Below are 6564 nucleotides of genomic sequence, written 5' to 3'. Positions count from 1 at the left end.
GCCTCAAACGCCGGCGGGGCTATTCATAGCCCCGCCGGCGTTTGAGGCGCGGGGGTCCGGGGGCGGAGCCCCCGGGAGGCCCCCGTTACGGCGCGGCCAGCGCGAGGGCGTGGTCCAGGGCCTGGAGGAGGCGCCCCGTCGTCGCCCGGTCCCGCACCGCCAGCCGCAGCCACGACGCGTCCAGCCCCGGGAACGTGTCCCCCCTGCGCACCGCGAAGCCCAGCGCCCGCAGCCGCGTGCGGACCTCCGCCCCGCCGGGGATCCGGACCAGCACGAACGGCCCCTCCGCCACCCCCGAGACCGTGACCTCCTCGAACTCCGCCAGCCCCGCCAGCAGGTGCGCCCGGTCCACGGCGATCCGCCGGGCCGCCTCCTCCGCCTCCTCCAGCGCCTCCGGCGCCACACAGGCCTCCGCCGCCACCAGCGCGGGCGTCGACACCGGCCACAGCGGCTGCGCCGCCGCCAGCTTCGCGATGACCTCCGGCTCGGCCAGCACGTAGCCGATCCGCAGCCCCGCCAGCCCCCACGTCTTCGTCAGGCTCCGCAGCACCACCAGCCCCGGCACGTCCATCCGTCCGGCCAGGGCCTCCCGCTCGCCCGGGACCGCGTCCATGAACGCCTCGTCCACCACCAGGGTCCGCCCCGGCCGGGCCAGCGCGGCCAGCGTCGCCGCCGGGTGCAGCACCGACGTCGGGTTGGTGGGGTTGCCCACCACCACCAGGTCCGCCTCCTCCGGCACCGCCGCCGGGTCCAGCCGGAACCCGTCCTCGGCCCGCAGCACCACCCGCTCCACCCGGTGCCCCGCGTCCCGCAGGGCCGCCTCCGGCTCGGTGAACTGCGGGTGCACCACCACCGGCCGCTCCGCCTCCAGCGCCCGCGCGATCAGCACGAACGCCTCCGCCGCCCCCGCCGTCAGCAGCACCCGCTCGGCCGGCAGCCCGTGCCGCCGGGCCACGGCCGCCCGCGCCGCCCGGCCGTCCGGGTACGCCGCGAGGTCCCCGAGGGAGGCCGCGATCCGCTCCTTGAGCCAGGCCGGCGGGGTGTCCGACCGCACGTTCACCGCGAGGTCCACGAGCCCGTCGCCCGCGTCGGCCACCTCCGCGTCCCCGTGGTGGCGCAGGTCGTGCTCCTCGGCTCCGGCCACCGCACAGGTCGCCGCCACCGAACGCCGCTTGGGCACGAGGAGCTCCCCGCCGCCCGCGAGCGCCGCCGCCTCCGCCACCGAGGCGGTCCCCGCGGCCTCGTGCACGGCCGCCGAGGGGTGCGGGACGGGGATCCGCGCGAGCTCCTCGGCGGGATAGCCCACCAACGGCACGCCGAATCGTTCCGCCGCGCCCGCGATCCCGGGCTCCAGCGTCTTCGAGTCCACCGTCGCCAGCGCCGTCACCGCCCCGGTGGTCAGCCCGGCCCCGCGCAGGGTCTCCTCGACCAGCGCGCAGACCTCCTCCACGGAAACCCCCGCGCGTCCGCCGACCCCGACCACCAGCCGCGTCACGTACTCGCCCACCGGGGTCCTCCCTCCGTACTGGTGTCCGTCGTCTGTCGTCTGTCGTCATCACGGTGACGCCCGCCGCCCGTGCGGCGGAAGTGCGCGCGGCGCCGCCAGTGGGTATCCAGGGGCACATGGCGCTGATCGTGGCTCTGGGCGCGTTCCTGATGACGCTGGCGGGCGGCTGGACGGCCCAGCGCGTCACCGACCGCCGCCACCTCGTCCTGGGCCTGGCCGGCGGGCTGATGCTCGGCGTCGTCGGCCTGGACCTGCTCCCGGAGGCCCTCCATGCCGCCGGCCGGGAGGTCTTCGGGGTCCCGCTCGCCCTGCTGCTGTTCGTGGCCGGCTTCCTCGTCGCCCACGTCGTGGAACGTCTGCTCGCGGTGCGGCAGGCCGCGCACGGCGGGAGCAACGGTGCGGGCCACGGGCACGACCACGGCGGCCGCGTCCCGCAGGTCGGGCTCACCGCCGCCGCGGCGATGGTCGGACACAGCCTCGCCGACGGGGTCGCCCTCGGCGTCGCCTTCCAGGTCGGAGGCGGGATGGGGGTGGCCGTCGCGCTCGCCGTCATCACCCACGACTTCGCCGACGGGTTCAACACGTACACCCTCACCCGGCTGTACGGGAACGCCCGCCGCAAGGCCCTGATGATGCTCTTCGCCGACGCCGCGGCCCCCGTCGTCGGCGCCGCGTCCACCGCGCTGTTCACCCTTCCGGAGGAACCCCTCGGGGCGTACCTCGGATTCTTCGGCGGGGTCCTGCTGTACCTGGCGGCGGCCGAGATCCTGCCCGAGGCGCACCACCGGCACCCCGCCCTGTCCACGCTGATGTGCACGGTGGGCGGGGTGGCCGGGATCTGGCTGGTGGTCGGGCTCGCGGACTGAGCGGACGGGGCCGTCCGGGGTCACGGGCGGTGCGCCGCGGCCGCCGCGAAGTCCGCCGCGGCCGCGGCGAACCGGGAGGCCACGGACGGCTGCGCCGCCCAGTGCGTGTGCAGGTAGCTGGCGTGCACGTTCCCCTGGACGAAACCCTCGACGCGGCGCTCGGGATGCGTGAACCCCCAGGCCGCAGCCGCCCCGGAACCCGGCTCGACCACCGTGCGGTGGAACTCGTGCCCCCGCAGCCGGGTGCCGGCCGCCGCGAGCGGGCTGTCCGACACCGCCACCGCCTCCCGGTAGCCGAGCGTGAGCCGCTCCGACATCCGGGCGTCGGCGTCGAGCACCCCGCACATGGGCTTCCCGTCCAGGGACCGCGCCAGGTAGAGCAGCCCGGCGCACTCCGCCGCGACCGGGCCGCCGGCCGCCGCGAAGGCGGCGACGGCCGCGCGGAGCGGTTCGTTGGCCGACAGCTCCGGCGCGTACACCTCGGGGAAGCCGCCGCCGATCACGAGCCCGCTCGTGCCGGGCGGGAGGGCCTCGTCGTTCAGCGGGTCGAACGTGACGACGTCCGCCCCGGCGGCCCGCAGCAGCTCCGCGTGCTCGGCGTACGAGAACGTGAACGCCGGCCCGCCGGCGACGGCGACGAGGGGGCGGCCTGCGCCGGGACCCCGCGCCTCACGCGCCGCCGCGGCCGCTTCGGGCGACCACGGCTCGCACGCCAGCGGCGGGGCCGTACGGGCCAGGGCCATCAGGGCGTCCAGGTCGCAGCCCGTGCGGACCTGGTCGGCCAGTGCGGCCACCGCCGCCAGCGCGTCGGCACGGCGTTCCGCCACCGGGACCAGGCCCAGGTGCCGGGACGGGGTCGCCACCTGCGGAGCCCGCCGCAGGACGCCGAGGACCGGCATCCCGGCCTCCTCCAGGGCCTCCCGCAGCATCGCCTCGTGCCGGTCGGAGCCCACCTTGTTCAGGATCACCCCGCCCAGGCGCACCTGCGGGTCGAACGAGGCGAAGCCGTGCACCAGCGCCGCCACCGACCGGGACTGCGAGGACGCGTCGACCACCAGCACCACCGGCGCCCGCAGCAGCTTCGCCACCTGCGCCGTCGACGCCAGCTCGCCCCGCCCCGCGGCCCCGTCGTAGAGCCCCATCACGCCCTCGACCACCGCGAGGTCGCACCCGGCGGCCCCGTGCGCGAACAGCGGGGCCACCAGGTCCGGCCCGCACATGAACGCGTCGAGGTTGCGCCCCGGCCGGCCCGTGGCCAGCGCGTGGTACCCGGGGTCGATGTAGTCGGGCCCGGCCTTGTGCGGGGACACGGCCAGGCCGCGCTCCGCGAAGGCCGCCATCAGGCCCGTCGCCACGGTGGTCTTGCCGCTGCCGGAGGACGGCGCGGCGATGACCAGCCGCGGCACAGTGGACGAGATCACCACTCGATGCCCTTCTGGCCCTTCTGGCCGGCGTCCATCGGGTGCTTGACCTTGGTCATCTCGGTGACCAGGTCCGCGAACTCCACCAGCTTCTCGGGGGCGTTGCGGCCGGTGATGACCACGTGCTGGGTGCCGGGGCGGTTGCGCAGCACCTCGATCACCTCGTCCACGTCGATCCAGCCCCAGTGCATCGGGTACGCGAACTCGTCCAGCACGTACAGCCGGTGCGTCTCGGCGGCCAGGTCGCGCTTGACCTGCTCCCAGCCCTCCTTCGCCGCCTGCTCGTTGTCGAGCTGCGCGTCGCGCTGGACCCAGGACCAGCCCTCGCCCATCTTGTGCCAGACGACGGAGCCGCCCTCACCCGAGGCGCCGAGCACCTTCAGCGCGTTCTCCTCGCCGACCTTCCACTTCGCCGACTTGACGAACTGGAACACCCCGATCGGCCAGCCCTGGTTCCAGGCGCGCAGCGCCAGCCCGAACGCGGCCGTCGACTTGCCCTTGCCCGGGCCGGTGTGGACGAAGACGAGCGGGCGGTTGCGGCGCTGACGCGTCGTGAGTCCGTCGTCGGGAACGACGGTCGGCTGTCCCTGCGGCATTACGCGGCCCTCCTGGAGACGCTGTTGGGTGACGCAGTGTGGGTCACTGCGGTACGTACGTTCTTGACGAGCCCGGCCAGCGAGTCGGCCCGCAGCCCGTCGAGGGTCACGGCGGGCGCGCCCAGATCGGCGGCCAGCACCCCCGCGAGCCCCAGCCGCACCGGCCCGGACTCGCAGTCCACGACCACCGACGTGACGCCCTCGGCGGCCAGCAGCCGGGCGCTGCGCCCCGACAGTTCGCGCGGGTCGCCGCCGACGGACCCGGCCGAGGTGGCCCGCCCGTCGGTGACGACCACCAGCAGCGGACGGCGCGAGGGGTCCCGCAGCCGCTCGATCCGCAGCACCTCGTGCGCCTTGAGCAGGCCCGCGCCGAGGGGGGTGCGGCCGCCGGTCGGCAGCTTCTCCAGCCGGGCCGCGGCCGCGTCCACGGAGGAGGTGGGCGGCAGCGCCAGCTCGGCGTCCGCACCGCGGAAGGTGATCAGGCCGACCTTGTCCCGGCGCTGGTAGGCGTCGAGCAGCAGCGAGAGCACGGCGCCCTTGACGGCGCTCATCCGCTGCCGGGCCGCCATCGAGCCGGAGGCGTCGACGCAGAACAGCACCAGGTTGCCCTCGCGGCCCTCCCGGGTCGCCTGCCGCAGGTCGTCCTTGCGCACGACCAGCCCCGGGCCGGAGCGCCCGCGCGCCTTCTGGTGCGGGGCGGCGGCGTGCACCGTCGCCGCCAGGTGCAGCTTCGTCAGCTGCCCCCGGGGGCGCTGGGAGCCGGTGGTGCGGCCGTGCGCGGTACGGGCCCGCGAGCGGCGCCCGGCCGCGCCCTCACCGAGGCCGGGCACGCTGAGCATCTTGGTGCGGAACGGCTCGGCCGCCGCCACGGCGGCCTGCTCGGCCCCGCCGGCCCCGCTCTGGGGGGCGGAGGGCTGCGCCTCCGGGGCCGCCGTCTCCTCCTGCTGCGGCGCGTCGGGCGCGTGCCCGGTCTCGGGGCCGCCGCCCTGCGGGGGCACCCCGCCGCCGTCCCCGCCGGGGCCGCCGCCGTTGTCGTCGTCCGGACCCTCGGGCTCCGGGTCGGGCTCGGGCTCCGGCTCCTCGTCGGGGAAGCCGTCCAGGATCTCGTCGAGCTTGTCCTCGTCCAGTCCGGGCGCGTCGAAGGGGTTGCGCCGGCGGCGGTGCGGCAGCGCCAGCAGGGCCGCCTGGCGGACGTCCTCCTTCAGGACGGAGGTACGCCCGGCCCAGGCCGCCAGGGCGGTCGCCGTACGGGCCATCACGATGTCGGCGCGCATGCCGTCGACCTCGAAGCCGGCGCAGGTGGCGGCGATCTGGAGCAGCGCGGTGTCCCCGAGCGCCACCTGCGGGAGGAGCGCCCGCGCGGCCACGACCCGTGCGCGCACCTCGCTCTCGTCCCCGGCCCAGCGGACGGCGAAGCCCGCGGGATCGTCCTCGTACGCGAGACGGCGGCGCACCACCTCGACGCGCTGGGCGGGCTCCCGGGAGGCCGCGACCTCCACGGTCAGCCCGAACCGGTCGAGCAGCTGCGGCCGCAGCTCGCCCTCCTCGGGGTTCATGGTGCCGACGAGGAGGAAACGGGCCGCGTGGCGCACGGACACGCCCTCGCGCTCCACGTACGAGGCGCCCATCGCGGCCGCGTCGAGGAGGAGGTCGATCAGGTGGTCGTGGAGCAGGTTGACCTCGTCGACGTACAGGATCCCGCGGTGCGCGTCGGCCAGCAGGCCGGGCTCGAAGGCCTTCACGCCCTCGGCGAGGGCCCGCTCGATGTCGAGGGCGCCGACGAGCCGGTCCTCGGAGGCGCCGACGGGCAGTTCGACCATCCGCGCGGGGCGCTCGGCGCCGGGGCCGGACTCGTGCGGGCCGTCCGGGCAGGCCGGGTCGGGCGCGCCGGGCGCGCACGAGAACCGGCAGCCGGGGACGACGTCCACTTGGGGGAGCAGGGCGGAGAGCGCGCGCACGGCGGTGGACTTGGCGGTCCCCTTCTCGCCCCGCACGAGCACACCGCCGACCGCGGGGCTCACGGCGTTGAGCAGGAGCGCCAGCCGCAGGTCGGCCTGGCCGACGACTGCGGTGAACGGGTAGGGGGTGCTCATGCGGTGCTCACTCCTTCTGTACGGGTACGCGTGCGATTCAGCCCGTCCGGCGTTTGAGGACCGGGGGTCCGGGGGCGGAGC

Annotated in this window: 5 protein-coding genes; 1 reads left to right on the top strand and 4 read right to left on the bottom strand. The window is 76.4% G+C overall.

Annotation, left to right across the window (positions count from 1 at the left end):
* Positions 1-85: 85 nt before the first annotated feature.
* The gene (gene cobC / locus AB0O29_RS33580) at positions 86-1495 is read right to left on the bottom strand and encodes an Rv2231c family pyridoxal phosphate-dependent protein CobC (RefSeq protein ID WP_365159523.1); all 1410 of its coding nucleotides are present in this window, start codon (positions 1493-1495) and stop codon (positions 86-88) included.
* A gap of 128 nt (positions 1496-1623) precedes the next feature.
* On the opposite strand from cobC, the gene AB0O29_RS33575 reads away from it, so the two are divergent.
* Positions 1624-2373, top strand: coding sequence for a ZIP family metal transporter (locus AB0O29_RS33575; protein ID WP_365159521.1), 750 nt, complete (start codon positions 1624-1626; stop codon positions 2371-2373).
* Positions 2374-2393: 20 nt separating this feature from the next.
* On the opposite strand, the gene AB0O29_RS33570 is transcribed toward AB0O29_RS33575, so the two are convergent.
* From AB0O29_RS33570 to AB0O29_RS33560, 3 genes are read right to left on the bottom strand one after another with little or no spacing between them, the layout of a single operon-like run.
* Positions 2394-3797: a cobyrinate a,c-diamide synthase gene (locus AB0O29_RS33570; RefSeq protein WP_365159518.1), complete on the bottom strand. Its 1404-nt coding sequence runs from the start codon at positions 3795-3797 to the stop codon at positions 2394-2396.
* On the bottom strand, positions 3791-4390 hold the full coding sequence (gene cobO / locus AB0O29_RS33565) for a cob(I)yrinic acid a,c-diamide adenosyltransferase (protein WP_352212342.1): 600 nt from the start codon (positions 4388-4390) through the stop codon (positions 3791-3793). The genes AB0O29_RS33570 and cobO overlap by 7 nt, the downstream gene beginning before the upstream one ends.
* On the bottom strand, positions 4390-6483 hold the full coding sequence (locus AB0O29_RS33560) for a putative cobaltochelatase (protein ID WP_365159515.1): 2094 nt from the start codon (positions 6481-6483) through the stop codon (positions 4390-4392). The genes cobO and AB0O29_RS33560 overlap by 1 nt, the downstream gene beginning before the upstream one ends.
* Between the last annotated feature and the right edge of the window lie 81 nt (positions 6484-6564).

Source organism: Streptomyces sp. NPDC089915, from assembly GCF_040684675.1.
Taxonomy (GTDB): Bacteria; Actinomycetota; Actinomycetes; order Streptomycetales; family Streptomycetaceae; genus Streptomyces.
The sequence above is the reverse complement of the archived record's forward strand: the minus strand, read 5'-3'. Positions and strand labels throughout refer to the sequence as shown.